The 26279-nt window shown below is 43.1% G+C and carries 24 protein-coding genes; 7 read left to right on the top strand and 17 right to left on the bottom strand.

The window, feature by feature from the left end; all coding sequences use genetic code 11:
- Positions 1-72 precede the first annotated feature (72 nt).
- Complete coding sequence (locus ACP69U_RS10525; protein ID WP_426138503.1) at positions 73-1098, top strand: tRNA dihydrouridine synthase; 1026 nt, start codon at positions 73-75, stop codon at positions 1096-1098.
- A 42-nt stretch (positions 1099-1140) separates the two neighbouring features.
- Here ACP69U_RS10525 and ACP69U_RS10520 read toward each other — a convergent pair whose 3' ends face one another.
- Together ACP69U_RS10520 and ACP69U_RS10515 are read right to left on the bottom strand one after the other, a co-directional pair.
- Positions 1141-1566, bottom strand: a complete 426-nt coding sequence (locus ACP69U_RS10520; RefSeq protein WP_426138502.1) for an MAPEG family protein — start codon at positions 1564-1566, stop codon at positions 1141-1143.
- A 14-nt stretch (positions 1567-1580) separates the two neighbouring features.
- A complete protein-coding gene (locus tag ACP69U_RS10515) occupies positions 1581-1994 on the bottom strand; it encodes an OsmC family protein (protein WP_055125345.1) in 414 nt (137 codons plus the stop codon).
- 519 nt (positions 1995-2513) lie between these two features.
- Here ACP69U_RS10515 and ACP69U_RS10510 point away from each other — a divergent pair.
- Entirely contained in the window at positions 2514-3035 is a 522-nt protein-coding gene (locus ACP69U_RS10510) for an RNA pyrophosphohydrolase (RefSeq protein WP_045452438.1), read from the top strand.
- 96 nt (positions 3036-3131) lie between these two features.
- On the opposite strand, the gene ACP69U_RS10505 is transcribed toward ACP69U_RS10510, so the two are convergent.
- From ACP69U_RS10505 to ACP69U_RS10495, 3 genes are all read right to left on the bottom strand, one after another.
- The gene (locus tag ACP69U_RS10505) at positions 3132-4226 is read right to left on the bottom strand and encodes an NAD(P)-dependent alcohol dehydrogenase (RefSeq protein ID WP_426138501.1); all 1095 of its coding nucleotides are present in this window, start codon (positions 4224-4226) and stop codon (positions 3132-3134) included.
- A gap of 232 nt (positions 4227-4458) precedes the next feature.
- Positions 4459-5343 (bottom strand): NRDE family protein, encoded by an 885-nt coding sequence (locus tag ACP69U_RS10500; protein WP_426138500.1) that lies wholly within the window; start codon positions 5341-5343, stop codon positions 4459-4461.
- Positions 5344-5421: 78 nt separating this feature from the next.
- Positions 5422-7053 (bottom strand): DUF4139 domain-containing protein, encoded by a 1632-nt coding sequence (locus ACP69U_RS10495; protein ID WP_227676698.1) that lies wholly within the window; start codon positions 7051-7053, stop codon positions 5422-5424.
- Between the two features lie 277 nt (positions 7054-7330).
- Between ACP69U_RS10495 and lgt the strand changes: the two genes are divergently transcribed.
- The 3 genes from lgt (at position 7331) to ACP69U_RS10480 (ending at position 9823) form a co-directional block, all read left to right on the top strand.
- On the top strand, positions 7331-8215 hold the full coding sequence (gene lgt / locus ACP69U_RS10490; RefSeq protein ID WP_426138499.1) for a prolipoprotein diacylglyceryl transferase: 885 nt from the start codon (positions 7331-7333) through the stop codon (positions 8213-8215).
- A 74-nt stretch (positions 8216-8289) separates the two neighbouring features.
- The gene (locus tag ACP69U_RS10485) at positions 8290-9180 is read left to right on the top strand and encodes a thymidylate synthase (RefSeq protein ID WP_426138498.1); all 891 of its coding nucleotides are present in this window, start codon (positions 8290-8292) and stop codon (positions 9178-9180) included.
- Positions 9181-9256: 76 nt separating this feature from the next.
- Positions 9257-9823, top strand: a complete 567-nt coding sequence (locus ACP69U_RS10480) for a dihydrofolate reductase (RefSeq protein ID WP_426138497.1) — start codon at positions 9257-9259, stop codon at positions 9821-9823.
- Positions 9824-10282: 459 nt separating this feature from the next.
- On the opposite strand, the gene uvrC is transcribed toward ACP69U_RS10480, so the two are convergent.
- Together uvrC and ACP69U_RS10470 are read right to left on the bottom strand one after the other, a co-directional pair.
- Positions 10283-12127, bottom strand: a complete 1845-nt coding sequence (uvrC, locus tag ACP69U_RS10475) for an excinuclease ABC subunit UvrC (RefSeq protein WP_426138517.1) — start codon at positions 12125-12127, stop codon at positions 10283-10285.
- Between the two features lie 142 nt (positions 12128-12269).
- Positions 12270-13796, bottom strand: a complete 1527-nt coding sequence (locus tag ACP69U_RS10470; RefSeq protein ID WP_045452432.1) for a DUF3360 family protein — start codon at positions 13794-13796, stop codon at positions 12270-12272.
- A 515-nt stretch (positions 13797-14311) separates the two neighbouring features.
- Here ACP69U_RS10470 and ACP69U_RS10465 point away from each other — a divergent pair.
- On the top strand, positions 14312-14869 hold the full coding sequence (locus tag ACP69U_RS10465) for a DUF4442 domain-containing protein (protein ID WP_193008854.1): 558 nt from the start codon (positions 14312-14314) through the stop codon (positions 14867-14869).
- 275 nt (positions 14870-15144) lie between these two features.
- Here the strand turns inward: ACP69U_RS10465 and rplS are convergent, their stop codons facing one another.
- The 4 genes from rplS to rpsP form a co-directional block, all read right to left on the bottom strand.
- Positions 15145-15537 (bottom strand): 50S ribosomal protein L19, encoded by a 393-nt coding sequence (rplS, locus tag ACP69U_RS10460; protein WP_045445905.1) that lies wholly within the window; start codon positions 15535-15537, stop codon positions 15145-15147.
- 182 nt (positions 15538-15719) lie between these two features.
- The gene (gene trmD, locus ACP69U_RS10455; protein WP_193008853.1) at positions 15720-16490 is read right to left on the bottom strand and encodes a tRNA (guanosine(37)-N1)-methyltransferase TrmD; all 771 of its coding nucleotides are present in this window, start codon (positions 16488-16490) and stop codon (positions 15720-15722) included.
- Positions 16491-16577: 87 nt separating this feature from the next.
- Positions 16578-17111, bottom strand: a complete 534-nt coding sequence (rimM, locus tag ACP69U_RS10450; RefSeq protein WP_045445903.1) for a ribosome maturation factor RimM — start codon at positions 17109-17111, stop codon at positions 16578-16580.
- 185 nt (positions 17112-17296) lie between these two features.
- Positions 17297-17566 carry a 30S ribosomal protein S16 gene (rpsP, locus tag ACP69U_RS10445; protein WP_193008852.1) on the bottom strand — a complete coding sequence of 90 codons (270 nt, stop codon included), beginning with the start codon at positions 17564-17566 and terminating at the stop codon, positions 17297-17299.
- Between the two features lie 494 nt (positions 17567-18060).
- Between rpsP and ACP69U_RS10440 the strand changes: the two genes are divergently transcribed.
- Complete coding sequence (locus tag ACP69U_RS10440; RefSeq protein WP_426138496.1) at positions 18061-19539, top strand: ATP-binding protein; 1479 nt, start codon at positions 18061-18063, stop codon at positions 19537-19539.
- A gap of 76 nt (positions 19540-19615) precedes the next feature.
- Here the strand turns inward: ACP69U_RS10440 and ACP69U_RS10435 are convergent, their stop codons facing one another.
- From ACP69U_RS10435 to atpG, 6 genes are all read right to left on the bottom strand, one after another.
- Positions 19616-19795, bottom strand: coding sequence for a hypothetical protein (locus tag ACP69U_RS10435; RefSeq protein WP_045445897.1), 180 nt, complete (start codon positions 19793-19795; stop codon positions 19616-19618).
- 202 nt (positions 19796-19997) lie between these two features.
- Positions 19998-21686 (bottom strand): ATP-binding protein, encoded by a 1689-nt coding sequence (locus ACP69U_RS10430; RefSeq protein WP_045445985.1) that lies wholly within the window; start codon positions 21684-21686, stop codon positions 19998-20000.
- 314 nt (positions 21687-22000) lie between these two features.
- Positions 22001-22717, bottom strand: a complete 717-nt coding sequence (locus tag ACP69U_RS10425) for a response regulator (protein WP_045445894.1) — start codon at positions 22715-22717, stop codon at positions 22001-22003.
- Between the two features lie 657 nt (positions 22718-23374).
- Positions 23375-23791 (bottom strand): F0F1 ATP synthase subunit epsilon, encoded by a 417-nt coding sequence (locus ACP69U_RS10420; RefSeq protein WP_021812807.1) that lies wholly within the window; start codon positions 23789-23791, stop codon positions 23375-23377.
- Positions 23792-23895: 104 nt separating this feature from the next.
- Entirely contained in the window at positions 23896-25329 is a 1434-nt protein-coding gene (gene atpD, locus ACP69U_RS10415; RefSeq protein ID WP_045452427.1) for a F0F1 ATP synthase subunit beta, read from the bottom strand.
- Positions 25330-25379: 50 nt separating this feature from the next.
- Complete coding sequence (atpG, locus tag ACP69U_RS10410) at positions 25380-26261, bottom strand: F0F1 ATP synthase subunit gamma (protein WP_045445883.1); 882 nt, start codon at positions 26259-26261, stop codon at positions 25380-25382.
- Positions 26262-26279: the final 18 nt, after the last annotated feature.

Here is a 26279-nt window from a genome sequence, read left to right as displayed (position 1 = left end):
ACTCTAAACCTCTAGTCTACCTGTCTTTATGGCAATCCTTTAATAGCACCTTTTTAGCAGTGAACAACAAGCATGAATACTAATCAGCAACTTCAAATACGTCAAAATACCATCCGTCAGTTATTCGCCAATCCCGTCCGCCTCCTTGCACCAATGGAAGGCTTGACCGACCCATTAATGCGGCAAATCCTCACGCAAATTGCATCGGACTTGGGTCGCCCTTATGATTGGTCGGTTAGCGAATTTATCCGTGTGACTCAGCACGTATTGCCTGCGCATGTATTTTATAAATACGTTCCAGAACTGCGTCATGATGCTAAAACTGCCTCTGGCACGCCTATTCATGTCCAGTTGCTCGGTAGTGAAGCGCAATTAATGGCAGAAAATGCTGCTTATGCTGCCGCGCTTGGTGCACCAGCAATTGATATCAACTTTGGTTGCCCTGCCAAGACTGTCAATAGCCACCGTGGTGGTTCAGTATTATTGGATGAACCCGAAACCATGTATCAGATTATCAGCGCGGTGCGGCAAGCTGTTCCCGTTCATATTCCAGTATCAGCCAAAATTCGTTTAGGTTACACCGATACCAGTCGCATGGAGGATATCAAAGCTGCAATTAGCGACAGTGGTACTGATTGGCTGACCATTCATGCACGAACCAAAACCCAAGGCTATAAACCACCAGCCTATTGGGACAAGATTCAACGTTTTAATGGGCTAGATATTCCAGTCATTGCCAACGGTGAAATATGGAATGCCGAGCACGCGCAAAACTGTATGACTCAAGCTGGTACAGAACATCTGATGTTAGGTCGCGGCGCGGTTACCCGTCCAGATTTGGTTGCTCGCGTGGATTGCGGTTCAGATGATGCCATGCTAAGTGCAGCAACGTTGTCGTGGGAAGCAATGGTCACCCATCAGATAAGATTTTTGGAAGGTCGGGCTAAAACTGAGGTGATATTAGTGGGTCGTTATAAGCAATGGCTTGCGATGCTCATCAAAGGCTATAGCGAAGCAAAAGTTTTATGGGACAGTATTAAAAGAGAAAAAAATAAAGCAGCTATCATTAGTGCACTGCAAGCCAGTGTGCGCCAATAATAGCTGCTTTTATCTTAAAGCCAATCTGTCTAACGAATAAGATTAAACACTCACTCTAATCGCTAAATAGAATAACATCAAACAACAGGCAATCGATAACACCCAAAGTATGGAGCGAAACGTCGCCAAATTAGTAATATAAGCCACGCAAAAACCGATACGAATCAGCACGTACAACCAAGCCAGTATATTGATAATCGATTGTGGTACAAAGAACAGCATCGCCGTCAGTACTGCTGCCAAAAATATTGGCAACGTCTCATAGCTGTTTTGCTGAGCAGCGTTAGCACGTGCGGCCGCGCCCGTCGTACCTTGTAAAAAATCACGTGGATGGGCATTGTCAGCCAAATTAAAGCCGCCAATAGCTTTCGCTGTCAATGCCATGGCAAGCGGTAGTAAACTTGCTACGACCATAGCCCAAATGGCGGACGCTGCGGTATTAGAGACTAATTCCAGAAGTGCATTCATTAGTATACTTGCCCCTACCCTGCAATCACTTCGAAATCATGGGTGACGTTCACCCCACCTTGTACCAACATTCTACTGGCCGAGCAGTATTTTTCTGCGGACAGTTTTATGGCCTTCTCTACTTGGCTTTCTTTGACATCTTGTCCTGTCACCACAAAATGCATGTGAATGTCAGTATAGACAGCTGGTACAGTTTCAGCACGCTGAGCGGTCAGCTCACAGCGTACGTCTGTCACCTCTTGACGCGATTTTTGTAAAATCGCTACCACATCATAGCTAGCACAACCACCAAGCCCCAATAGAATCAGCTCCATCGGACTTGCGCCTTTTTCTTTATCGGCATCGATCTGTACATTATGCCCTGATGGTGACACGCCCATAAATGCTTTGTTTTCTTGCCACGTTACACTTGCTTTTGACTCTGACATCTTGACCATTCCTTATTTTAATTAGCTCGTTGCCCGATTTTTATTTTCTGGCAATATGTTTTACTTGGCTAGTGTAGCATAAGCCAATGGCACATTTTATCGAGCCATTATCATCCAAAATCATTATCATTATGAATGGCTCATCTATTTGTCTTTTGCTGCCTTATTTTTAATTAAACCTTTTTACTAAAATTTTCTTAGCAGTGAATTAATATTCATATAGCGCCTACTGTTTATTATTCCTACTTATCCTCTTATTATTCAAACCTATATTTGTAGTAAGGTTCCCCAAAAAACATTACAAAAGTTTAATTATAACTGGTTGATTTTAAACAGTTAAGCTCGTGAAACATTTTATAGCAAAATACTGTTACACATTTTGCTTGTTTCTTGGTTTAATAACGGTAATGAATCTTATTTTGACCTAATATCGACAACCATCACCTTATAATAATTATGATTGCTGTCACGGTTCTAGCTCAAAATAAGCTATTTTAAATAAATTGAAAAGGTTTAATCATGATAGATGCAGACGGCTTTCGCGCCAATGTCGGCATCATCTTGGCAAATACACAAGGGCAGGTTCTGTGGGCAAAACGTATTGGTCACAACGCTTGGCAGTTCCCACAAGGCGGTATCGACCGTGGGGAGACGCCGATGGATGCGATGTATCGCGAGCTCTGGGAAGAGGTCGGCCTGCATCCGCGTCATGTAGACTTATTGGCAGTGACGCAAGATTGGTTGCGTTATCGTCTGCCAAAACGCTATGTGCGGCATGGACAGCACCCTTTATGTATTGGGCAAAAACAGAAATGGTTTTTGCTACGCTTAGATGAGACGAACACTCAACATATCCGCTTTGATGAGGGCAAACCAGAATTTGATCATTGGCAATGGGTCAGTTACTGGTATCCACTTGGACAAGTGATTCACTTTAAACGCGGGGTATACCGCCGCGCTTTGCAAGAGCTAGTGCCTGAGCTACCTCTAAGGCAAGAGCTGATTATTCCTGAACAAGACAATCACTTGTTGATAGGATGAACTGACATTTTGATTAAAAGTAACACGTAATAGAAGAGCCTGTATCCTTTAGATGCAGGCTCTTCTATTATATAGCGATTATATCTTGCGGAATAATTATGGCTTGATAGCAATTTTTAGTACGCCGTCACGCTGATGCATGAACAAGTCATAGGCCTCTACAATATCATCCAAGGCATAGGTATGCGTCACCATCTCTGATAAATCTACTCGACCCGACTCGATGACATTCATCAATCGGCGCATACGCTCTTTACCTCCTGGGCAGAGAGCCGTTCTTATCGTATGATCGCCAAGACCAGAGGCGAAATGAGCCATTGGAATGACTAAATCTTCAGAATACACACCCAAACTTGAGAGTGTACCGCCTGGTTTTAATATTTTGAGACATTGCTCAAACGTAGACTGTAAACTTAACCCCTCGATACTGCTATCCACCCCGCGACCACCAGTGATTTTCATGATCTCATCAACCACGTCAACTTCTGTAAAGTTTAGAGTAATATCTGCTCCCAGTTTCTTTGCCATGGCCAAACGGTCATTATTGCCATCGACAGCGATAATCATTGAGGCACCTTTAATCCTTGCACCAGCAGTAGCGCATAAACCGATAGGTCCTTGTGCAAATACAGCAACCACATCACCAATCTGAATATTGGCGTTTTCTGCGCCTTTGAAGCCTGTCGACATAATGTCAGGGCACATCAACACTTGCTCATCCGTCAGTCCATCTGGCACTGGACATAGATTGGCCTGCGCATCTGGCACTAGCACATACTCTGCTTGCGTACCATCAATGTGATTACCAAAGCGCCAGCCGCCTGTGGCTTTATAACCGTGACAAGAACATCTACCATCTGCATCAAGATAACCACCGTCTTGTGACGGGAAACCATCTTGACTGGCATAGGAGGTAAACGTTGGACAAATGGCGCCAGCAATGACTCGCTGCCCTTCTTCATAGCCCATGACTGCGCTACCAAGCTTTTCAATGATACCTACTGGCTCGTGACCAATGGTTAAGCCTTTTGCAACGGCATACTCACCTTTAAAGATATGGATGTCAGTACCACAAATGGTCGTGGTGGTAATTTTTATCAAGGCATCATTAGGGCCGACATCAGGGATTTTTTTATCTACAATTTCAATTTTACCTGGTTCAATAAATATCAGTGACTTCATCATGCTCATTTCACACTCCTTGTTTTATAAACATTTACTCAGCTGGTATGAACTTTAGTGATATCTATATTTATCTTACGCCATATAAATAGTAATTTAAAGTGAAATCCATTCTTTAATAAAGGGATTGGTGATTCTCTATTGTTAGATATTAAAACTGTAGTATCAAACTTCTCATAGAAATTGTACGTGAGCCTCATTAAGAGTAGATGAAAAAGCTAATAGATTAGAAACCCATAGGCTACTTATGACTATCATGTCGACATTCTTTATAACTGTCATGCTGACACTCTCGGCTTACTAATCTAGCAATATCATCCACTGCGGAAGCTGCCAACTGAGAATGACATTTCAGGGTTAAAATGCTTTGGGTACGTGTCGCATAAGTGGGCAAATTATTTTGCGTATGATTAAAAGTGACAGGCTCTATATAAATAGAAGACAGAATCTGCTCAATCTCAACAGCCACTCCAGTCTCCGGCAGCTTATCCACTGGCGCTTGCGTATTGTCAGACAATACCGCAAAGGCCGCTTCTTGCCAGTACTTAGGTTCGCTATTCTCAGCGATTAGTGGCAATACTTCTTGGCGCAGCCTACCTCGCAGCTTTTCAGTTTTAAACCAGCTGTCCTCAGGCTGACCATTGGAAATGATATGCAGTCCTGCATATAGTGGCATAGGAGCATGACCACGATTATTGACAATAACGGCTTGTGTCATATCACCAATAATGAGATTGAACCCAGCATAGTTTTGCAAACTAATCTGCCGTGCAAACTCCATCGGACTTATATCACTGGTTAAGAAATCCGTGACTAGCGCCCCGCGTGAGCACTCATCAGAGCTTGCCTGCACGCCATCGCGAAAATTCAATACCGCAGCCCAACGTCCATTTTGCTGATAATATTCTTCAGGCGCTTGATGACCGTCCTGATGATTGGCTTGATGGGGCTGTTGATGAATACCTAGCCAAGTACCGCCACTTTGTACATCGCGTCCTGCAAAAACAGGCTTATCTTCCCATTGATGTAGCAGCTCTGTCGGACGCTGCAAAAACTCATCGCGATTGGACAATAACACCAAAGGCAGCTCATCAAACAGTTGCCAAGCAATGGCGACAATACACATAAGACTCCTAATTTTGCTAAAAATATGCCTAGCAAACAGCCAAGCTTGATTTAAGTGTGAACTTAGTTCACTGACAAATTAGTTCACTGATAAGTTTTTGCTAGCAGGATAACTAATCTGAGAGGTCGACTGTATGACTTTCGATTGTTTACTTGGTAAATCGAACTCCCACGCAACCATACCTTTATTGTCATTCCAGTCACGCTCAGTCACTGGCGGTTTATGAGTGATGGTTACTTTAAGACTATCGTCACGGCTAATCGGCTCACTGCCCAATACTTGTAAATGCATAGATCGGTTGTGCTGATTGGTAAATTGATAAGCTTGTGTTTTAGTCAAGGTTTGCGTGCGATTAAATGCGCCTTTATCACCCTGCTTATCTTCATCAGCTATCTGCTTTACGATAGTATTAGGGTCAATACCAAAACCGATACCTTGCTCTTTGAGCGCTTGATAATTATAGCGCGCCTGCCCGACATAATTATCATCACGGTATAGCTGTAGCGAACCATCTACCCAAGCTGGTGTCAAGAACGGTGCGGATGCATACCAATAGCCAGCTGCCTCCACGCTCGGCGTACTACGAATCCATAGCTTGCTACTGCCCGACTGCTCATCAATGACCGTCCGTACGCGCCTGCCATCGCTTGGAATACTAATACGCTGCGGTAAGCGATATTCGGTAATGCCGTTTTTATTCTGACTGCTAACGGTAAAGCTTGGCAGCGGTGCCATGTTAGGTGTCGAGGCACCGCCATAGCTGTCTCTTGCAGATACCACAACAGGCATGTTTTCCGCCATAGGTGGTACAGATATAGTCCGATTTTCTCTATCTTCTTCATATAAAGAAAAGCGCTCAACTCGTGGTAATTGGCTGGTGGTGTTTTGATTGGGATTGACAGAGCTTAGCATCAAAGGGACATCGAGCCAGTTTTCTCCTGTCTGCTGGGCAATAACCGCAGAGGCAATGATATTTAATTGCTTGGTTTCAGTATTCAGCCTTGCTTGATACGTTGGCTCCCAACCCGCGCCGCGTACTTGATAGTGCAGTTTTACACTGCTTGGTACTCGACTGGCAGTACGTACACTCACTTGAGTTACACTATTTTGAGTGGAAGTCGCGCTGCCCGCCATTAGTTGGTTGAGCGCATCTTGTACACGGGCTTGGCGCTGCTGAATTTCTAGTATCCGTTTATTGATACTGACCGCTTGTGTTTCCAGATCGCGCGCATTATTGGCAAGCGTGCCATCTGTACTGATTTGCGTGACCTTGGTTAAATTCTGCAAGTAAGCTTTAGCTAAGCGTGCCGCTTCTAACTCAGCATTGATAACTGCCAAATTATCTTGCTGTGTCTGCACTCTCGCCTCACCTTGATACTGACACTGCGCTGCTTGCTCATCGCTTAAAGTCTCGATACTGACTTCACCAATATTGATGCCATTTGCTGCTTGTACGCTCACACTGTCTTTATCGATATAAGGGGACAAACAAGAAAAAACCAGTGTCTGCTCACCGCTACCATTGATTGGTAACGCACGAGTCACGCTCGCTAAGCCCTGATAAATGGTCACTTGCTCAATACTACTGTTCGCTGCCTGAGCAGGAGTCAAAGCTAAAGCCGCTAAGCCAAATAAACCCAGTGGCGTCAACTGTTTTTTAGAGGGTAAAAAATTAGGTAGTATTGCTACTTTTGATAACTTAGCTTGCATAATCATTCCTTAAAAATACAGTTAATCCGTTAATACAGTGCATTAGCGCAAGCCCACATTATCTAACGCTTCATAAAATAAAACGACGCAATATTTCTTGTGATACTTATCTTCAGCAATTTTTTTATATCTTAGCGGTTTTCTGGCTTTCTTTCTAGATGTTACCCGTAGCAGATAAGTTGTTACCGTGAGATTAGCCTCACCGTAATTTGGTATGCCTAACTGGCTATTTTTGCTATTATAGTCAGCACTTTATTATCAATATTATGACACCCTTATGATGATTCACCCTCAGTACGATCCTGTCGCCTTGGCACTTGGGCCCGTCGAAGTCCACTGGTATGGACTGATGTATTTACTGGCATTTGCTGCCGCCTACGGACTGGCATGGTATCGCAGCACCAAACGTGACAATTGGAACACTGACATGGTGTCCGACTTGGTGTTTTTTGGCGCACTGGGCGTCATCTTGGGTGGTCGTATCGGCTACGTGTTGTTTTATCAATTTGGTGAGCTGCTACAAAACCCTGCCTACCTATTCAAGGTTTGGGAAGGCGGCATGTCATTCCATGGTGGCCTGATCGGTGTCATGCTGGGTATGCTATATTTTGCTCGTAAATATAAAAAGACCCCGTTTCAGGTGCTCGATTTTATCGTTCCTTGCGTGCCGACTGGCTTATTATTTGGTCGTATTGGTAACTACATCAATGGCGAGCTGTGGGGTCGCGTTTCTGATGGTGGCTATAATTGGCTCACATATTTCCCTCAGGCAGCTAGCTTTGATATGCAGCAACTACAAGCCAATCCTGCGCTGCAAGACATTATGACTGAGGTCAATGGTCAGTACTTATTACCTCGTCACCCATCACAACTATACGAAGCCTTTGCCGAAGGTCTATTATTGTTTCTGTTCTTGTGGTGGTACTCATCAAAGCCTCGTCCACGTATGGCGGTGACCGGTGTCTTCATGTTGGGTTATGGTTTTAGCCGCTTCATCATTGAGTTTTTCCGTCAGCCAGACATGGACCAAGGATTCATTTTGTTAGGTTGGATGACCAAAGGTCAGATACTCAGTGCTCCCATGATTATTATTGGCCTCTTCCTAATTATCTACGCCTATAAACGTGGCATCTATGACTGGGGTAAGCAGTCGGCTTATTAAGCACTAATTCACATCAAGTAGCCTGTTAAAAAACAATATAACTATGCGTTTTAATAGCGTAGAAGAGCAATTTTATGACCATGAGCAACTCCATTATTAGTAACAACAAGCAGAGTAAAAACGAGCAAGCCTATCTAGATTTGCTGCGTCTTGTCCTCACTGAAGGCACTGAAAAAGGCGATCGTACTGGCACTGGCACACTGAGCCACTTTGGCGCGCAGCTACGTTTTAATTTAGCTGATGGTTTTCCCTTATTAACCACCAAAAAAGTCCACTTTAAATCTATCGTTTATGAGCTATTTTGGTTTTTAAGTGGCAGTACACATGTTGATTATCTGCAAGCCAATGGCGTACGCATTTGGAATGAGTGGTCAACGGCTGAACAGACAGCGCGCTTTAATCGCCCTGCTGGTGATTTAGGGCCTGTCTATGGTCATCAATGGCGCAATTATGGCGCAAGCCAGCGTGAAGATGGAAGCTACAATAATGATGGTGTCGATCAAATCACCCAAGTCATTGAGCAAATAAAGACCAATCCTAATTCAAGACGTTTGATTGTATCTGGCTGGAATCCCGGTGAAGCAGATCAAGTTGCGCTGCCGCCTTGCCATACGCTATTTCAGTTCTTTGTGGCAGACAATAAACTGTCGTGCCAGCTCTATCAGCGTTCAGCAGATTTATTTTTAGGTGTGCCATTTAACATTGCCAGTTATGCTTTGCTTACCCATATGGTCGCTCAAGTATGCGGATTAGAAGTGGGCGAATTTATCTGGACGGGTGGTGATTGTCATATCTATCAAAACCACCGCGAGCAAGTTGAATTACAGTTGACGCGGTCGCTATATACGCTGCCAACGCTGACGCTCAACCCTGATGTGAATGATATTTTTGTTTTCAAATACGAAGACATTAGCGTTGATGGTTACGAGTCGCATCCTGCGATTAAGGCAAAGGTTGCGGTCTAGCGTTTGTCTGATTGAAAGTTTTAAATAAAAGTAGCAAATGCAAGTAGCATGTTAAAGACAATAAAAAGGATACGTTATGAGTTATGCCCACACCGAAGTTGCCCAAATCGCAGCTATCAGTAGCAACCGCTGTATCGGCAAAGATAATGAGCTGCCGTGGCATATCTCAGCAGATTTGCAGCATTTTAAAAGCATGACGACCAAACAAAATGATGGTGCGATTCAAGGTATCGTCATTATGGGTCGTAAGACCTTTGAATCCATGGGCAGCAAGCCTTTGCCAAAACGTGTGAGCTTCATCATCAGCAGCCAGCTAGATTATGCCGAACAAAAAGGTTTGGTCGGCAAAAGCAATGCTCATGTGGTGCATAATTTAGATGATGCATTAACACAAGCAGCAAGTCTGGCACATGGTGCGCATCTTGATACGATTTGGGTGATTGGTGGCGAGCGCGTCTTTAGCGACGCCTTGATGTATACCGACCGTATTGAGCTGACTCACGTCGATACTGAAATCACTGATGGCGATGCTTTTTATCCTGAATTGCCAAATGAGTTTGCAGTCGCAGAAGAATCTGAGCAAATGCACGATGAACAAAGCGCGCTAGATTTTAAATTTGTGACTTATAGAATAAAAGAATAATGTGACTTGATCTCAAATTTATTTTTCACAAACTACCACTTAAGAGGAGAAATCAGATATGGAAAATTAAAAAAGCTCAGCAAAATTAATTGCTGAGCTCAAAAACTTTTAGATAAGACAACTATGGAGCTAGACTCCATTGTTAGCTGAAGCATAAAGTTTATTTACCTTGGACGGTTCATATATTTTATAGTAAATGCTAATAAACGTCTACGTCTCCATTGTTGTGATATTTTCATCATAACTATGGAGGTCATAATGACCATTCAATGCGGTTATCCTAAAGCTGTGCACGTACGTTGGTACTGGAGATATAGATTTAATCGTTGGGAACACGTTTGCGAGCATTGCCGCAGTTATCCAAACCAACAGTTAAGTTTTGATTTTAACGATTAGAATTTCTAACGTTAAAAAGACAACAGCCTAATGGTTGTTGTCTTTTTTATATAATGAACAAATTTACTCATGCAATACTTTATAAACTGTTTTTGCGAGTACTGGTCCAATCCCCTGCACGCCTGCCAATTCCTGCTGCGATGCGCCAAGCAATTGCTGTAGTCCACCAAAGTGATTGAGTAAATCACGACGGCGCTTTTCACCCAATCCTGGAATTACTTCTAGTACTGACGATGAACGGCGCTTATCACGCTTTTTACGGTGCGCAGTGATCGCAAACCGATGTGCCTCATCGCGAATATGCATCAATAAATGCAGCGCCTTGCTATCCATCGGTAAATCTAACGGCTCATGATCGATAAAGTGCAACACTTCAAGCCCAGCCTTGCGCCCCTCGCCTTTTGCCACGCTAATCAGCAAAGTGTCACCAAGAATACCTAACTCGGTCAGCACTTCTTTGGCGATGCCAAGCTGACCTTTACCGCCATCGATAAGCAGCAAATCAGGCAGCGGCTGCTTCTTATAACGGCGTGTCAGTACTTGTTTCATTGCGGCATAATCATCACCGCCTTGGATATCATGAATGGCATACTGACGATAATCACGCCGACGCGAGCCACCTTGGTCAAATACTACGCAGCTACCAATAGTCGCCTCACCCATCGTATGAGATATATCAAAACACTCTATGCGATCAATGGTTCTATCAGTGACGTCCGCTAAGACATCTTTTAAGGCACCAAAGCGCGCATGCAACTCTAAATAGTCGCCAAGCTTGGTTTTTAGGGCATTATTGGTATTGAGTTTGGCTAAATCTAACCATTCGGCACGGTGCTCGCGGACACTGGTTTTGATCACGACTTTACTGCCAAAATGGCTCGCCAATGCTTCACTGACCGCCACCTGATCCGGTAATTCATGACTCAACATGATTTCTGCGGGCAAGTCATCCGTCACCTGAAAATAAAATGAGGTAATAAATGCTGATAAATTATCAGCAAGAGGCTCGCTACTATCAACGTCAGGGAAGTAGTTTTTACCACCCAGTACACGACCACCACGTACGGTCAGTACGTTGACGCATGTCATGCCCGCCTGACTAGCGATAGCAATTACATCCGCCTCGCCTTGCACAGTATAAACAGCTTGCTTAGCTTGTACTTCACGCAGCATAGACAGCTGATCGCGATAAAACACGGCCTTTTCAAAATCTAATTCTTCAGCAGAAGCTTCCATTTTTTCAATCAAAGCGCTATGAATATCGCTAGAGTCACCTTTTAGGAAACGAATAGTATTATTGACGTCTTCCATATATTCTTCAGGCGATACCAAGCCCACGCAGGGCGCACGGCAGCGCTTAATCTGATATTCAAGACAAGGACGCTTACGTTGCTTAAAAAAAGTATTGGTACATTGGCGCATCTGAAACATTTTTTGCATCAGCACCAGTGTCTCTTTGGCGGCATGAGCAGAGGGGAAAGGACCGAAAAAGCGACCTTTTTGGTGATTGCCTTTACCGCGACCATAAGCCAATCTTGGATAAGGCTTATCTGCTGAAATAAACACATAGAGATAGGATTTATCATCGCGCAACAGTACGTTATAAGGCGGACGATATTCTTTAATCAAGTTTTGCTCGAGCAATAACGCTTCGGTCTCACTACGGGTAATAATGGTTTCAATATTATGTATCCGTGCCACTAGCGCCCGTGTTTTTGGATGGTCAATGGTTTTAGCAAAGTAGCTGTTCACACGGCTCTTGAGTGACTTGGCTTTACCGACATATAAGATATCGCCATTTTTACCCAGCATTTTATAGACCCCTGGCAAATTTGGCAGGCGCTGAATTAAATGCTTAAGACGGGCTTTTTTATCATCGATAGGGCTCGATTCTGAGACATTGACCATAGAATTCATTGCTCTTAAAAGTCTTATAATACTGCTAGTTATGGGGCGGGAGTCATTGTTTTACAAGCCAATTATTAGCCATAGCATCACCCATAAAAAAGCCAGCACTAAGGCTGACTTTTTATAGGTAAGCAAGATGCTATTAATGGCGGAAGTTTGCCATCAGTGCTGGAATACCCGGTAGCATACCAACAATAGCCATCACACCTGTCAACACCACAAACATAATACCCGGTATGATCCAGCGGCTCATTTTAGTCAAATTGGCACTGCGTTCTTTCGAGCCAATCAAGCCTAAGTTATCAAGCAACAACGTGAGTGACCAGCCAAAGGCAGGATTCACGAGTGCAGAAGCAAAGACTACAATCGCAGCAGACTGAGTGGTTTTTCCTTCGCGCGTCATTTCCATACCAGCTTCAAGCAGTGGAATAAACACACCAACGATCAATGCCACACACATCACTGGCTGCCAGATAGCCAAATCCATTGGATAGCCCCAAACCCCTGCGATAATGCAGAACAATGCCGTCAGTAAAGCACCGGCAGGAATCGGACGTTTGGCAATCGCTGCTGGGACAATATAGGTGCCCCACGATGACGCAAAGTTAGCACCACCCAATACAGAACCGACGACCTGGCGAAACGATGCGCTGGTCATTGTATCATCGATATCCATGAGTACCTTTTCAGTACGTTTAGGATAGCTGATTTTTTGAAAGACCTGATGGCCTAAAAAATCTGGTGACCACATAGCAACGGCCAAAATAGCAAACGGCAGTACGACAATGAAGCTTTCAACCGTCGGTAATCCTAGCATCCAACCGGTATTTTCACCCCACCAATACATCGGGTTCATGTTTGGTAAGCCTGGTGCAGTTTTGAACTCAAAGGGTGCACCCAATGCAAATGCAAGTCCGCCACCTAGTACACAGCTTAGCGGAACCGCAAGCCAGCGTTTTTGCCAATGCTCAAGCAATGCATACAACAAAATCGTTGCCAAAATAATGAAAAAGGCAATATGCGACATGCCAATACCTTCTGCCCAAGCAAAGAGGTTTTTGACCTGTGAGGTGGTACCGATAAACCCTAAGTAAATCAAGAGGCCACCGCACACGCCTTTACTGGTCAAGTTTGCCAGCAGACTGCCCCCTTTACTGATTGCCAATAGCAAACCGAAGGCACCGATGAGCAGACCAAAGGCCATCGGGTGACCACCAGCAGCAACAACGATAGGAATAAGCGGTATAAGGGGGCCGTGAGTACCTGCAAGGTTGGCTGTCGGGAGTAGAAATCCTGAAAATAAGATGATAAAGAATGAAACGATTAATAGCTCATAACGAACGTTTTCTAAAACGAACGCATCACCCAAACCAAGTGGACCTGCAAATGTTGCAGCAATCGCACCCACCATAACCACTTTACCAATCGTTGCCGCCATTGCAGGAATAGTATCTTCATACTCAAAGCGATAATCACGAAATGGCAAATTGGGACGCCAGCGTTTTGGCTGCATGATTTGTAATTCATGATTTAGATAAGCGTCACGACTGTCAAAGCTTGCGCTTGGTTTGTGTAAATCAAGGTAGCTACCTGATGGCTCGCTGTCGTAATTAGATGGATTTGATGACTGCTGATTAGACCCTGAAGAAGGGATCTGAGTGTTACTCATCACATTTCCTTATGTCGACTGAGGCTTTATTTAACTGATAATTTGATAGTGAAATTTAATGTGACTAAAGCGTCCATTAAAAATTGCAAGCCATTGTATGACATGAGAACTCGAAATGCGAACTTAGAATCACTAAAAAAGTCCATACACCATTATAATATATAAATTAAAGTTTCCATTTAATACAAAATTTAACTTAATAGAAAACCATGAGGAAAAAACACACTTAATATAGGCTTTAAATCATAATAAATGACCTTTTTCTTAATAATTATCTGTATCTAGATATTTGTTATCACATAACTAAATATTAAAGATAGTTATAATAAATATTTTATTATAACTTTTAAGTAACTATAGAAAATCCATGTCAGTTACGCTTTAAGCCTAGCGGTTTTGATATTTTTTACTTATGATAAATGCCCTTTCGTGACTGCTCTTTGATAGAAGTACACTAAAAAATTTGACTCAAACGGTATCACTAAAAAATATAAAAGAAGCAATAGGACGAATTTATGAGTTTGCTACCTACCAATTTTGAGACGCTAAAACGCAGAGCCAAACAAAGTATCATGCCCTTATTGACACCCCACCTACTGAAGCTGCGTATCAATACTTATGCACCGTACGTAGGCGCTGGTATCAGAATCGATCACCTCAATCTCGATCAAGGTTTGTGTGTGGTAAGTATGGGACTGAATACGCTGAACAAAAACATCGTGGGCACTCAGTTTGGCGGCAGCCTGTATTCGATGGTGGACCCATTCTATATGATAATGCTGATGCACCAACTGGGCAGCAGTTACGTGGTCTGGGACAAAAGCTCACATATTGAGTTTATTGCCCCTGGTAATAGCAAAGTCACTGCACGCCTAAAAATTCCTAGCAATGAAATCACCACGATTCAGGAATTAGCAAAAGACGGCGAGCCGGTATTTCGGGAATACCAAGCAGATATCGTCGATGATCAACAAAAAATTGTCGCTACCGTCACTAAAACGCTCTATATACGCTTGCGTAAGTACAGCAAATCTAAAGACCAAAATAGCCGTATCGAAAATCTCGATGGTTAGAACTTTAAAGGCAATTTTTAAAACGTTTCTCTAGATTTGTGATTTAAAGCATATTAATTAAAGCGCATTAATTAAAACAACAGAAACAAAAACCCCAATCTGGCATACGCACAGATTGGGATTTTGTCTTTTTTGGTACTACCCGCTTATTTATATGATAAACCTATGAATAAGGGCTTGTATCTGGCTTTTCGCTATTGCCGAATCGCATAATAGACAGTTCAGCAATAAAGCGATATTAAGCACAATGCTTAAAAGCAGATACTGGATATAATCTAAGCGTTAGCTTTTGGCTTAACAGCTTTAGGTGCACGCGGAGCAAGCTTCTCGCGGATACGTGCTGATTTACCAGAGCGCTCACGTAAGTAGTATAGTTTCGCACGGCGAACAGCACCACGGCGTTTCACTTCGATGCTATCGATAATTGGTGAATGCAATTGGAATGCACGCTCAACGCCAACACCGCTTGAGATTTTACGTACGGTAAACGCTGAGTTTAAACCGCGGTTACGTTTAGCAATTACAACGCCTTCAAAAGCCTGTAAACGCTCACGCTCACCTTCACGTACTTTTACTTGAACCACAACGGTATCGCCGGGTGCAAAGCTTGGGCGCTCAATCAATTGAGCATTTTCGATGACCTGAACCAATGGATGCTTGTTGCTCATGAGAGTTATCTCCTCACATTAGATAATAGAGGCTTGACGCATATCACCTGTTTGTAATAATGGATCGTATCTTTTTAATGAGACACAACGTAAGTGGGTTATGACAAACGGCCATTATGCTATGACTCGTTTTGTTGTTGCTCAAAATTCTGTTGCTTAACTGTTTATCTTTTTAGCCGCTATCAACGCTGTTTTTTATCTGCTTTTGCCAATGCTTTTAGCCACTTTGCTTGCTCTACCGTTGGCGTAAACGCTTGCCATAAGTCTGGACGACGCGCTTGCGTACGTTCGACTTGCTGACTAAAGCGCCACTTCGCGATATTGGCATGGTGACCTGAAAGTAACACTTCAGGCACTGCCATACCCGCAAACTCATGCGGCTTAGTATAATGTGGACAATCAAGCAAGCCATCGACGAACGAGTCTTGCTCAGCTGACTTATCATCACCCATAATATCAGGCAGACGACGTATCACACTATCCATTAGCACCATTGCTGGTAGCTCACCACCGGTAAGTACGTAATCACCAAGCGATATTTCCATGTCGACATATTGCGACAGTAGGCGCTCATCAATACCTTCGTAACGACCACATAATATAATCATGCCGTCATACTCAGTCATATCGACCACACTACTCTCACTCAGCGTCTGTCCTTGTGGCGACATATAAATCACCGGACAGTGCGCTTTGTCGACACGGCAGCCGTGCTGAATCGCTCGTAGGCGCGCATCCTCAATCGCTTGGGATAATGGCTCAGCCATCATCACCATGCCAGGACCGCCACCATACGGACGTTCATCAATACGGCGATAATTATCACTGGTAAAATCACGCGGATTAATGCATTCAATCGTCACTTGTTTCTGAGTGACTGCTCGACCCGTGATTCCAAACTCACGAATCGTGGCAAACATCTCAGGAAAAATACTAATAACGGCAAAATACATTAGGTGTCTACTTGCGCAGTGGCTAATATTGGCTAAATAAGTCGGTGTTATTACTGATAAAGCTTAACCGCAAAGTTAAAATTATTATCAATAATCACTCGGCCATGCCACCAGCACTGTTTTTTCAGTCAGACTGACCTGTACTACAGTTTGCTTGTGCCATGGAATCAGGCGCTCATCGGCATCTAAGCTGTCTGAGTTTGCCGCAACCCGCATAATAGCGTGAGCGCCAGTCTCAAACATCTCAGTAATGTCGCCTAGATACTCATCCTGCTCATTTACAACGCGCAGGCTGACCAAATCCGACCAGTAATATTCATCTTCAGCTGGTTCTGGCAAGATGTCTTGCTCGACCCAAAGAGTTACCCCGTTCATAGTCTCAGCAACATTGCGATCAGGAATCTGCTCAAACTGAGCCACAATTCCTGTGCCTTGCTCACGCCAAGCCTTAACGGTTAAAGGTTTCATGCCGGTAGCGGTTTTCATCCACCAAGGTTTAATGTCAAATATCGCCGTACGATCATCTGTCTCGCTAAATACCCAAAGCCAACCTTTGATGCCATAAGGCTTTTTGAGCTGACCAATTTTCATAAGGGCACTAGCGTTTGGAGCAGAGGACATAACGGCTAACCTAACAATGATGAACACAACGAAGATAAATAAAAAGCAATTAAAAACGATAAACGCAGTTAAAAGCGATAAACAGTTAATGGCGTACCTAGTTAGACCAGTTACGCTATGTTTTTTACTAAAGTCTATCGAGACTGCTTATAGACATGCTATCAGCGTCTCAGTGACCACAAAACTTAAGCAGTTGCTTCAGTTTGCGAGACAGACTTGTTGAAAGCTTTTACCAATGAAGCAACGCGATCTGAAGGTTGTGCACCTTTTGCGATCCACGCATTGTACGCTTCCATATTTAGGCGTACTGCTTCTTCAGACTCTTTAGCGAGTGGGTTAAAAAAGCCGATGTTTTCAATATAGCGACCGTCACGCGCGCGGCGTTGATCAGCAACAACTACTTGATAAAATGGGCGTTTCTTGGCACCGCCCCGTGCTAAACGAATAACAACCATGTGAATTCTCTCTTTCGCAGGTATACCAAAAAGGGCATAATTATATCACAGTCTTGATTTATTGAAAACATAAACTGCGCTTATTTAATTATTTATTAACAATAGCTTAAATGCCCATCGATGTAAAATACAATTGATCATCACCACTGATTTTTAACTGAAGATACTGTCTCTACATCATGTCCAAGTGGCTCGTTGCTATATTATTCAGCGCTGTATTATTCGGTGCTATATTACTCAGTAATATATTAGTGCAAATTTGAGTATTCAATTGTTGCCTACTGTTTTAAAGCCATCCGTGTCATTCATTGATTATGCTACTCTATGACATAGTCAGCGAGTGAATGATGCTATCGCCTACCGAATTGCGCCATCGCTCAAGAATCGCAACCATTATGCTACTCATAAGTATGGCACGTTGTTTTTGAACGACATAAGAAAGCACCATTTTTACACTAAACTCAATAAAGCATCTTTTAATATGTTGGATCCATATGACCACACCAAAATCGCAACCACGTCGCAAAGGGCAGTTCACGCGCTCTTACTCCAACACTTGGCTGACAACCTTGATGGTCTCTTTCATTGTTCTTATCAGTGTCAGCTTGTCGATTCTGTTTTTTTGGCGCAGTCTATATTTACCCGAGCTTAAAAACCATGCGCGTTATTTGACGAGCGAGCTGCAGTTGATGAATAGTGTCAACAAAGACTGGAAAAATCGTCCTGAAGTACGCCAATGGATTTATCAACACTCGCATGTCGTGGTAGTGAATAACCCTAATGATTTTCCAGCAGTGTCTGATAAGGCATTTGTCGGCGTCTTCACTGATGTATTACAACGCGAAATCGGTGCGCAATTGGGTCGACCTGTCGAGGTTTATTTTAAATTCAAACCGACACCGCAGCTTTGGGTGCAAGACAGCCGTGATGACAGCTTTTGGATTCGTGAACCCGTGGTTTATTATTCGCAATATAGTCCAGCATTATTGGTGCTGTTTCTTATTGGATTGCCTATTTTATCGCTGCTGACCATTATTCTACTGGCGCGGCAATTAAATCGTCCGCTACGATATTTACAGCGTGCTGCGACCAACTATATTCGGCTCGGTCATGCCACTACGTTGCCAACACAAAAAGGACCTACGGAGATACGTCAGGTCAACATGGCATTCAATCGTCTATTCACGACGTTAAATCAAGCACAAAAAGAGCGTACGATTATGCTTGCTGGTATCTCGCATGATCTGCGAACACCTTTAACTCGTATGCGTTTGACTGCTGAGATGCTACCTGATGACTTTTTTCGAGAGGGATTAATTTATGATATTGAAGACATGGATGCCATTTTAGAGCAGTTTATCTCGTTTATGAAAGATGGCTCCGATGAGCCAGTCAGCCTAACCAATTTGGATACCATCTTTAATGAGATTATGGTGCAATTTGCACCAATGGAGTTCATCTATCAATCAGAGTGTCACAAAGTGGTTCCTGTGCGCCCCATGTCTATCAAACGCCTTGTGATCAATCTGGTCAATAATGCCAAGCGTTATGGCAAACCGCCCATTTACCTGTCAGCGACTGTTGTGCCAACTTTTATAGAAACCATTGAAGAGGAAGATAGCGATGTCGTCAGTGAAAATGTCGTCAATAGAGAGGCGCAAGAACAATTGCTGATATGTGTGCGTGACTGTGGTGATGGCGTTGCAGAAGATCAGTTAGAACGTATTATGCAGCCTTTTGAACGCGGAGAGACAGCACGTACCACACAAGGCAGTGGTTTAGGTCTAGCGATTGTCGATCGTATTGCCAGATTGCATCATGGGACGGTAGAAGCCATTAATCATCCCGACGGAGGTTTACAAGTGTGTGTTCGTATTCCCCTACTTTCCAAGGTTGCTGGAGATACAACCATGGCAGCCGATACAGAAAAAACGCCTGTCTCTAATGACAATACATGGAACAAAGAAGACTGATAGCCGCTGAACTGTTCATCACTAAAGCTAATAAATGCTCAAAACAATTCGCTGCGACTATTTAGTTGTATAACAACTAGTCTTTGTTTCCAATGATAGGTGGAATATATTTGGCGCTATTCGTAAACGCTAATGGCTGAGTAATATTTTCTTGCGCTGCTGTTAACGTTTGCGTCGTCGATGGCTGCTGCAAGAATAAATAGTAGCCCAACGTTATTGCATTTAGTACCACCAAACCACCAAATAAATATGGCATCCTTTGCCCTCCTCTGATTTAAAGCTATCTTTAAACCGTTAATAATAAAAATTAACCGACAATTCTATCTAAGGTGTGTATTCATTCTAAACATGAAATTGAGAACACTGCTTAGAAATTGAGCAAGTTTATTTGTCACACACTGCTTAATTGATGCCGCTATTTTTATACTAAAAAATAACGACAATCCTGTGCAGTGGCATTATTTATCTTCAAAACCACGCTCGCTTTTTTCTTGCGTCAGTTCATCAGCAGCCAAAATTTGTGTCAGTGGTTTGATAGGCCACGTCATGACAAATCGTGCACCGCCAAGCTCTCGGCTCTCATCGACTTTCATACTGCCATTAAACCAAAAGGCAATGCGCGATACGATAGACAAGCCTAAACCATAGCCGCCTGAGGCGCGTGTACGACTGTCATCTAAACGTGAAAATGGAATAAAGACCTTTTCGCGATCTGCTTCTGGAATACCATGACCATCGTCCTCAACACTAACAAAAGCATTGCCCTTTCTGACACCAGCACTAATGATAATCGTGGTCTCTGCATAACGTAAGGCATTGCCCGCAAGATTTTGAATCACACGGTGTAAATAACGCCTATCTGCGACAGCGGTTACTTTAGCATTCGGCAGCTTGGTCACTATTTTGATAGGCTTACCCAAGGCATTGGTTTCACGCTCAATCTGCTCCAATAGCTCTCTAAGATTGACTGGTTCTAAATCCAGCTTTGGTGAGCCTTCCTCTAACTTGGCATAAGTCAAAATCTCATCAATCAAACCATTAAGCGCTTCGATATCTTCATCAATAAAATCACGCTGCATAAAACGCGAGTCTTCGTCATCCGTATCAGCCAGCATATCAACGGCAAAACGGATACGAGCCACCGGTGTACGAAGCTCATGTGATACCGCTCGCGTTAATTCTCGCTGCGACTCAATAAGGCGCTTGATATGCGAGGTCATGGCATTAAAAGTCGCAGCTAAACGGGCAATTTCATCCTGCCCAATTACTTGAACTTGACTTTCAAGATTACCTTTACTCACCTCATTGACGCCAACCTGAATCAACTGCAATTTACGCTCAAGTGGAAAAATCAACGCATACACGCCTAAGCTGATTAAAAACATGCTGATAAGAATCATACTAATAATCAGATTAAGTGGAAACCAATTGAATAATGGCACCGGACCAATCAATATCGCCATGTCATTGATTTCAGAAGGCACCACTACTCTAATAGCCGAATTACTTTTGCTGCTATTGGTATCTTGTAAGGAAATAACCACTTCATCTCGGCGTAATCGTGCAAGCTGATCGGTATCCAAATCCAGTGTATTGACGGCTTTAAACTCTAAAGGAAAGGAAAACTTTTTTTCCAGCTCAGCCAAACGGGCACGCTTATCAGATAACGTCACATAGTAAGACAAATCATCCAATAAAAACACAGCGATTGCCCGTACTTGCTGCTCAGTCACTTGCGATATTCTGGCGGTCAAAACGCTTTGATTGTCTGGTAGACGATAATACACATCGGCATAGACAGGTTGCTCGGTATAACGAACAACCGTATTGCCATTTTCAAAACGCCGCAGTTCACTGGCATTAAAGTCTACTTCATCAATAGGCAAAACTTTGAATTCTGAGCCAAATAAACTACTGGCATCAGACAACCAATATTCACGCTGCTCTTCACTTTCCTGATGAGCAATACCTTCACTCACCAGATGAAAAGCCCCTGTTGCCATGTTTTCACGGTAGGATTGGACGCGCTCTTTGTTGATGGTATCCATCAACAGTTGAGCAAACAATGCCACACACAAACAGACTATGAGTAGCCCAGCATAAATACGAACAAAGATACTGTGTTTTAAAGAAGAGACTAATGACATACGTGCCGTAACCAACTTAATGAATAAAAACTGCCGACATCATTCAGCAAACAAGCGCTGCGTGATAAATGATATCTAACACTGTTGAATAAAAAACCATTCTGGCTGCTGTATTTTAATTTATAACTGAGCATCACCTAAAATCCATTTGCCTCATGTATATTTAGGCAGCACCCACAATAATTGCTTAATTAAACCACATAACGCTGTATTTAAGTTCAAAAATTAAAATTTAGCCACAAAAAAACCAGCCTAGTTGCTGGTTTCTTTGGTCACGCTAATGAGCAATAAGCCGTTGCCGGAGCAAAATTGACTTAGTTGCCTTCTTTAACAAACAAATACCCTTTACTACGAACGGTTTTGATACGTTTTGGATTTTCTGGATCATCACCGATTTTTGGACGAATGCGTGAGATACGAACGTCAATTGAGCGATCTTGACCGTCATATTCAATACCACGTAGACGCTCAAAGATATCTTCACGCGAAAGAATTCGACCCGCATTAGAAGCAAGCAACCATAATAAGTCATATTCAGCGCTGGTGAAATCAACCAACTCATCACCTAAATTCACTGAACGACCGCCATTGTCGATGACCAGTTCACCAAATTCTAGACGCTGTGGTACATCTTCTGATGGGGCATTTTCTGAGCGACGTAATAACGCACGAATACGTGCTAACAAGACACGTGGCTGAGCAGGTTTAGCGACATAATCATCAGCACCCATCTCAAGACCCAGTACCTGATCCATATCTTCAGTACGCGCAGTCAGCATCAAAATAGGATTCTGATAGTGCGGGCGTACTTCACGACATACCGTCAGTCCATCGCTACCAGGAAGCATGACATCAAGTACGACCAAATCTGGCTGTTCACTGACGATGCGACGAATAGCACGATTACCATCGGTTTCGATAGCGACTTCTAAACCATTTTTGACCAAGTAATCTTGAGTCAACATGGCCAGACGCTCATCATCCTCAACAATCAAAATTCGGGGGGTGTTGTCTTCTTCATTCGTTGTCATTGTTATATCCTCTAATACATCTCATTTAAAAGCAGTAAAAGTAAGAGCGGTAAAATTAATAGCACCATTAAGTGGCACAATTGATGTTGGTATAGCTGTTACAAACTTGGTAGCACAGTATACTATTAAACATACAGCTTCCTATACTATAGCTTATAGTCGTTAACAAAACCTATAAACTACACCCATTAAAACTTTAGTTTACGTCCAAAAATTATGAGCTTTATACAAATAATAGCAAGTGAAATGTTTTTTTACGACCCTTTCCTCACCTGAATTTCTATAAGTAGTCAATCTTAATACAGCGCACAGTGATAGGATACTTGATTGATACCGATACTTGTATTCCTGTTACGTCTAATATAGCGACATATTACCTTTGCTGCCAGTGACTTTTTCATCTACTATTCCCGTCCTGCCTATTATCATTCGATACATAATTAGTAGATATATGTTTATCAAATGCATAGTTAGTTAACAATTATATCTAACAAAACTGGCTGTTGAGCTCAAAATTGCATCATAAATCGTGTATTTATCCTCGATCAACAAGTATAGAATATTAAACAATAAACATAAAAAAACAGCCCATGATGGACTGTTTTTTTGTGTCTGTGGTAAGAGTCAAAAAGAAACTCTAAAATTTTCCACAAAAAATTAAGCGCGGTTTTTGTACTTACGGATAGTCTGTAGCTGTGCCACAGACTCTGCTAATGATGCTAAAGCTGCATTAGTTTGTACAGTATCCGATTGATTAACCAGCATCTGCTCAGCCTTTTTACGTGCTTCGACAATTTTGCTTTCATCAAGGTTATGTGCACGCATCGCTGTATCAGCCAATACGGTAACCATCTTCGGCTGTACTTCTAAAACACCGCCTGATACATAAATCACTTCTTCTTCACCGTTTGGTGTTTGCACTCGCATCGCACCCGGTTTTAACAAAGTAATAAGCGGTGTGTGACCTGGCAATACACCAATCTCGCCTTCGGTACCAGTAGCTATTAACATGCTAATTTCGCCTGAATACAACTCTTCACGAGCACTTACGACGCGACATTGTAACGTTGCCATACTTAACTCCTTACGATCAAAACACAATCAAAACTGCGAGGCGTTACTAACTGGCAAATAGACTTCTTATGGTCTATCTGCCCTTTAGCAAATGCTAACACAACTTACGCTGCAGTAGATTTCATTTTTTCTGCTTTAGCAACAACTTCGTCGATGCCACCAGCCATATAGAACGCTTGCTCTGGTAGGTCATCGTATTCACCCGCGATGATTGCTTTAAAGCTAGCAATGGTATCGCGTAGTGGTACATATTTACCAGGTGCGCCAGTAAAGACTTCAGCAACGTGGAATGGCTGTGACAAGAAGCGCTGAATCTTACGCGAACGATAAACGACTAGTTTATCTTCTTCTGATAACTCATCCATACCCAAGATAGCGATGATGTCTTTTAGCTCACGATAGCGCTGTAAAATTTCTTGCACGCCACGAGCAACGTTGTAATGCTCTTCGCCAATGACTAATGGATCTAGCTGACGCGAGGTTGAATCTAGCGGATCAACCGCAGGATAGATACCTTGTGAAGCAATATCACGACTCAATACAACCGTGGCATCCAAATGCGCAAACGTCGTTGCTGGTGATGGATCCGTCAAATCATCCGCAGGGACATATACTGCTTGAACTGAGGTGATAGAGCCAGACTGAGTTGAGGTAATACGCTCTTGTAGCATACCCATCTCTTCAGCAAGTGTTGGCTGATAACCAACCGCAGATGGCATACGACCAAGTAGTGCTGATACTTCAGTACCGGCTAGTGTATAACGGTAGATGTTATCAACAAACAGCAATACGTCACGACCTTTGCCAGTGGCAGGATCTTTCGTATCACGGAAGTATTCAGCCATGGTCAAACCAGACAACGCAACACGCAAGCGGTTACCCGGTGGCTCATTCATCTGGCCGTATACCATGGCAACTTTAGATTTACTAAAGTCTTCAGTGTTTACAACGCCAGCTTCTTGCATTTCGTGATAGAAATCGTTACCTTCACGAGTACGCTCACCAACACCAGCAAATACTGACAAACCTTCATGTTTTAGAGCGATGTTGTTGATCAGCTCCATCATGTTAACGGTTTTACCAACACCAGCACCACCAAACAGACCAACTTTACCACCTTTAGCAAACGGGCAAAGTAGATCGATAACTTTAATACCAGTTTCTAACAGCTCAGTGCTGTTTGACTGATCCGCGTAGCTTGGCGCTTCACGGTGGATAGACCATTTTTCGTCAGCTTCTACAGGACCTTCTTCATCGATAGGACGACCAAGAACATCCATGATACGGCCAAGCGTACCAATACCAACAGGCACAGCAATAGGCGCACCAGTGTTAGTGACTGTTAAGTTACGCTTTAGGCCTTCAGTTGAACCCATTGCGATAGTACGGACGATGCCATCACCTAGTTGTTGCTGTACTTCTAGGGTGGTTTCAGTACCATCTACTTGCAAGGCATCATAAATCTGAGGAACTTCACTACGGTTGAACTCAACGTCAAGAACCGCGCCAATAATCTGTACAATACGACCGCTACTCATTGCGTTCTCCTTGAACTTCTGTATATAGTGGGTTTCATAAGGGGTTTCAATTATGAAACAGCAGCAGCACCGCCAACGATTTCCGAGATTTCTCGGGTAATCGCCGCTTGACGCAGCTTGTTATAAACCAACTGTAAATCGTTAATTAGGTCACCAGCATTATCTGTCGCCGCTTTCATCGCAACCATACGTGAGGACTGCTCAGAGGCAATGTTTTCCATTACCGCTTGATACACAATCGACTCAATATAGCGGCCAAGCAACTCATCAATCAATGTTTTGATATCAGGCTCGTAGATATAATCCCAGCTCAGTTCTGTTTGAATGCCGCTCTCTTCTTCACCAAACGCACTGTCTGGTAAAGGTACCAACTGATTGACAGTCGGCTTTTGGGTCATCGCATTAACAAACTTATTATAAACCACATAGATGCGGTCTATTTTACCGTTAGTATAATCGTCAAGCATCGCTTGAACCGGTGCGTTTATCTGCTCAAACGTTGGCTTATCACCATAATCGGTTACTGCCGAGGTCACTTTACCACCAAAGTTTTTGAAAAAACTCACACCTTTAGCGCCAATGACTGCAAACTCAGTTTGTACAGATTGATCTTGATACTGCTGGATACTCTTAGATAAAGCTTTGAATAAGTTAATATTCAAACCACCCGCCAGACCGCGATCAGAGGTAATGACAATATAGCCAACCTTATTGACTGGACGCGAGACCATATACGGGTGTTTATAGTCTGATGAGGCATGCACCAAATGTGAAATAACCCGGCGCATACTATCAGCATACGGGCGACCCACTTCCATGCGCTCTTGGGCACGGCGCATTTTACTTGCCGCAACCATTTGCATAGCACGAGTAATTTTTTGGGTGCTTTTAATACTGGTGACTTTGGCACGTATCTCTTTTAAGCTTGCCATAATGATTCCAATATAAGA

It is taken from the genome of Psychrobacter sp. TWR1-1-1, from assembly GCF_049895865.1.
Taxonomy (GTDB): Bacteria; Pseudomonadota; Gammaproteobacteria; order Pseudomonadales; family Moraxellaceae; genus Psychrobacter; species Psychrobacter immobilis_A.
The sequence above is the reverse complement of the archived record's forward strand: the minus strand, read 5'-3'. Positions and strand labels throughout refer to the sequence as shown.

What these genes read in the sequence shown, in the direction of transcription:
- ACP69U_RS10495 (WP_227676698.1), bottom strand. Translation starts at nt 7,053, where the DNA reads ATGCAAGCTAAGTTATCAAAAGTAGCAATACTACCTAATTTTTTACCC.
- atpD (WP_045452427.1), bottom strand. Translation starts at nt 25,329, where the DNA reads ATGAGTAGCGGTCGTATTGTACAGATTATTGGCGCGGTTCTTGACGTT.
- ACP69U_RS10435 (WP_045445897.1), bottom strand. Translation starts at nt 19,795, where the DNA reads ATGCCATATTTATTTGGTGGTTTGGTGGTACTAAATGCAATAACGTTG.
- atpG (WP_045445883.1), bottom strand. Translation starts at nt 26,261, where the DNA reads ATGGCAAGCTTAAAAGAGATACGTGCCAAAGTCACCAGTATTAAAAGC.
- ACP69U_RS10470 (WP_045452432.1), bottom strand. Translation starts at nt 13,796, where the DNA reads ATGAGTAACACTCAGATCCCTTCTTCAGGGTCTAATCAGCAGTCATCA.
- ACP69U_RS10420 (WP_021812807.1), bottom strand. Translation starts at nt 23,791, where the DNA reads ATGGCAACGTTACAATGTCGCGTCGTAAGTGCTCGTGAAGAGTTGTAT.
- ACP69U_RS10500 (WP_426138500.1), bottom strand. Translation starts at nt 5,343, where the DNA reads ATGTGTATTGTCGCCATTGCTTGGCAACTGTTTGATGAGCTGCCTTTG.
- ACP69U_RS10510 (WP_045452438.1), top strand. Translation starts at nt 2,514, where the DNA reads ATGATAGATGCAGACGGCTTTCGCGCCAATGTCGGCATCATCTTGGCA.
- ACP69U_RS10485 (WP_426138498.1), top strand. Translation starts at nt 8,290, where the DNA reads ATGACCATGAGCAACTCCATTATTAGTAACAACAAGCAGAGTAAAAAC.
- ACP69U_RS10505 (WP_426138501.1), bottom strand. Translation starts at nt 4,226, where the DNA reads ATGAGCATGATGAAGTCACTGATATTTATTGAACCAGGTAAAATTGAA.
- ACP69U_RS10440 (WP_426138496.1), top strand. Translation starts at nt 18,061, where the DNA reads ATGACCACACCAAAATCGCAACCACGTCGCAAAGGGCAGTTCACGCGC.
- rpsP (WP_193008852.1), bottom strand. Translation starts at nt 17,566, where the DNA reads ATGGTTGTTATTCGTTTAGCACGGGGCGGTGCCAAGAAACGCCCATTT.
- ACP69U_RS10525 (WP_426138503.1), top strand. Translation starts at nt 73, where the DNA reads ATGAATACTAATCAGCAACTTCAAATACGTCAAAATACCATCCGTCAG.
- trmD (WP_193008853.1), bottom strand. Translation starts at nt 16,490, where the DNA reads ATGTATTTTGCCGTTATTAGTATTTTTCCTGAGATGTTTGCCACGATT.
- ACP69U_RS10425 (WP_045445894.1), bottom strand. Translation starts at nt 22,717, where the DNA reads ATGACAACGAATGAAGAAGACAACACCCCCCGAATTTTGATTGTTGAG.
- ACP69U_RS10430 (WP_045445985.1), bottom strand. Translation starts at nt 21,686, where the DNA reads ATGTCATTAGTCTCTTCTTTAAAACACAGTATCTTTGTTCGTATTTAT.
- ACP69U_RS10515 (WP_055125345.1), bottom strand. Translation starts at nt 1,994, where the DNA reads ATGTCAGAGTCAAAAGCAAGTGTAACGTGGCAAGAAAACAAAGCATTT.
- uvrC (WP_426138517.1), bottom strand. Translation starts at nt 12,127, where the DNA reads ATGGTCAATGTCTCAGAATCGAGCCCTATCGATGATAAAAAAGCCCGT.
- rplS (WP_045445905.1), bottom strand. Translation starts at nt 15,537, where the DNA reads ATGAGCAACAAGCATCCATTGGTTCAGGTCATCGAAAATGCTCAATTG.
- rimM (WP_045445903.1), bottom strand. Translation starts at nt 17,111, where the DNA reads ATGTCCTCTGCTCCAAACGCTAGTGCCCTTATGAAAATTGGTCAGCTC.
- ACP69U_RS10465 (WP_193008854.1), top strand. Translation starts at nt 14,312, where the DNA reads ATGAGTTTGCTACCTACCAATTTTGAGACGCTAAAACGCAGAGCCAAA.
- lgt (WP_426138499.1), top strand. Translation starts at nt 7,331, where the DNA reads ATGATGATTCACCCTCAGTACGATCCTGTCGCCTTGGCACTTGGGCCC.
- ACP69U_RS10480 (WP_426138497.1), top strand. Translation starts at nt 9,257, where the DNA reads ATGAGTTATGCCCACACCGAAGTTGCCCAAATCGCAGCTATCAGTAGC.
- ACP69U_RS10520 (WP_426138502.1), bottom strand. Translation starts at nt 1,566, where the DNA reads ATGAATGCACTTCTGGAATTAGTCTCTAATACCGCAGCGTCCGCCATT.